Annotated in this window: 1 protein-coding gene; it reads right to left on the bottom strand. The window is 65.6% G+C overall.

What is annotated here, in order from left to right; all coding sequences use genetic code 11:
- On the bottom strand, positions 1-2,709 hold a 2,709-nt coding region (locus ACK6BI_RS27955; protein WP_409319656.1), incomplete at both ends, for a DUF6531 domain-containing protein.

Below are 2,709 nucleotides of genomic sequence, written 5' to 3'. Positions count from 1 at the left end.
GGGCGGAAGGTGCCGGGTTCGTAGATGAAGCTGCGGTGCTGGTCTTTGCTGCTTTCGGCGACGAGGTGGTCGCCCTGCCAGAAGAACTCGGTGGTCTGGCCATCGACGGTCTTGCGGATGCGCCGGCCAAAGGCGTCGTATTGATAGGTGGCGCTGGTGCCATCCGGACGGGTCAGGCCGATCAGGCGGTGCTGGCTGTCGTAGCGGTATGCAGTGACGAGTTGTTGGGCGCGGCCGCGGCGTTCGCGGATCAGGTTGCCGAAGGCGTCGTAGTCGTAATGGCGGTCGCCCTGCATCAGCAGACGATTGCCTTTGATGCTGGTCGGGCCTGGACGGTCCTGCGTCAGCAGGTTGCCGGCCGGGTCGTGGGCGAAGGTTTCCGGCAGGTCGTTGCGGCTGTGGCGCACGCGGATCAGCCGGTCGAGGGCGTCGTACTGGTAGCTGCGCTGGCCATGGCGGGTGTCGGCGATCTGTTCGAGGTTGCCGTTGGCGCTGTAGGCAAAGTCGCGGCGATACAGGGCACTGCGTTGATGGCCGACAGCGTGGGAGAGCAAACGGCCCTGTTCGTCGTAGGCATATTCGCTGAGCAGCAGGCCTTGCTGGCGCTGCTGTTCGCGACCGTTCTGGTAGATGTGGCGGGTGAGCAAGGCGCCATTGAGGTCGATCGCGGTCAGCGCACCGCCCTTGGCGTAGTGGTAATCGAGCTTGCTGTTGTCCGGCAGGCGCATCCGGGTGAGCTGGCCGCAGGCATCGTAGGCGTAGCGCAGGGTGCCCCAGCCCTGATGCTCGGTGATCAGCCGGTCCTGCCGGTCGTATTCGAAGGCCAGCGGGTGATTCTGGCCGTCGTCCACGCCGACCAGCCGACCGAGGCGGTCGTAGCGATAATCCACCGTGCTGCCATCGGGCAAAGTCTTGCGCAGCAGACGCCCGGCACGGTCACGCTCATAAGCGGTGACCAAGGTCGAGCCGTCATCACCAAACTCGGTCTTCTCCCGCAGGTGGCCATTGCGGTCGTAGGCATAAGCGGTGCGCCGGTCATCGAACCCGGTTTCCTGTCGGATCAGTCCGGTGGGTGTGTAGTCCAGCCGGTATTTTTCGCCGGACTCGTTCTCGATCTCCGTCAGCAACAGCTGCGCATGGTCGTAGCGGTACTGCAGCCGCGTGCCGTCGGGGTTGATCCGGCGGCTGACCAAATGCAGGTCGTCGTCATACTCGTAGCGGGTGATGCGCCCCAGCTCGTCGCGCTCGGCAGTGATCTGGCCGTAGGCGCTGTAGGACCAGGCTCGGGTGGCCCCGGTCGGCAGCGTGGTCTGGATCAGCCGGCCAACGGCGTCCCAGGCGTGGCGGGTGACCGCACCGTGTTCGTCCTGCGTTGCAATCCGTCGGCCCAGCGCATCGTAGGAAAACTTCCGAACCCCGCCGTCCGGCAGACTTTCCTCGAGCAACTGACCCAGGTCGTTCCACACGAACACATGTCGACCCGAATCCGGATAGCGGATCGACAGCAGCCGCCCCTGGGGGTCGTAGTGGTAATGGGTGACATGGCCGTCGGGATCGACCGCTTCGGTGATATCGCCCTGGGCATTGCGCCGACAGGTCCATTCGGCGTCGCCCCGGCTGCGGCGGTGCAGGAAACCGTTGCGGTATTCGTAGGACGTCGGCGCGTCGTCCGGCGGAATCAGCGCGATCAGTCGTCCGGCGTCGTCGTAGCGGTACTCGGTGACCGCCCCCAGCGCATCCTGCTCGGCGATCAGCCGTCCCTGCGCATCGTAGGCCTTGAGCTGCTCACCCCCGTCGGCGGCGACCTGCCGCACCAGCCGCGCCGTGTCGTCGTGGACATAAACCTCTTCGCGGCCGTCGACGTACTGCACCCGCACACTGCCGGCGTCGTCCCAGACGTAACGCGTGTCCATCTGCGAAAACGACGCCCAGTGCCGCACGCAGCGCGCCGCCTTGCCCTCGCGTTCCCATGCCCAGAAAAAACTCGCGCCGCCTGTTAACTGCCGCTGCAGGATGACGTGCCGGTCGTCGTAGTCGTAACGCTCGCTCTCGTCGACGGCGTTGCTCGCCTCGATCAGCCGGTGGCGGGCATCGAAGCGGTAGCTGACCAGCGTCTGCTCGGTGCGCCAGGCGGCTCCACAGAAAATCTGATAATCGACCGCGACCAGGTGCGCCCGCTCGTAGCGCAACAGCAGCGAACGCCCGGCCCCGTTATCCAGCCGCTGCACCCGGTCGGAAAGATCCCGATGCACCGTCAGACGATTGCCGTAGGCATCGCTGATCGCCGTCAGACGCCCAGCCCGAAAGTGATAGAACCGCGCCGCCTCACCCGCCAGCGCAACGATCAGTTCCTCAGGCTCATCCCCAAGAAAGATCGCCGCCCGCGACAGGCTGTTGTGAATCGCCGGCCGCTCGACACTCGGCAGCGGAAACCGGGTGCGCCGGTTCTCGTGGTCAATCCAGACCACACCATCGCCCTCGACCTCCAGCCGATGCGCCAGCGAATGACTCCAGCCAAACCCCAACCCGACATCGATTTCCGCCGCGCTGGTGCGGTACAGGCGGGTGAACTCGAACGGCAGCAGCCCGTCGAGCACGCCATCGGTCAGGGTCAGCAGCTCTTCGCCGGTGACCATCGACACCGGGCAGCCGTTGGTGCAGGTGCGGGGGACGCAATCGGCGCTGTCGCCGTTGGGGTTTTTCGCTTGA

Source organism: Pseudomonas sp. KCJK9016 (genome assembly GCF_046231795.1).
Taxonomy (GTDB): Bacteria; Pseudomonadota; Gammaproteobacteria; order Pseudomonadales; family Pseudomonadaceae; genus Aquipseudomonas; species Aquipseudomonas bananamidigenes.
The sequence above is the reverse complement of the archived record's forward strand: the minus strand, read 5'-3'. Positions and strand labels throughout refer to the sequence as shown.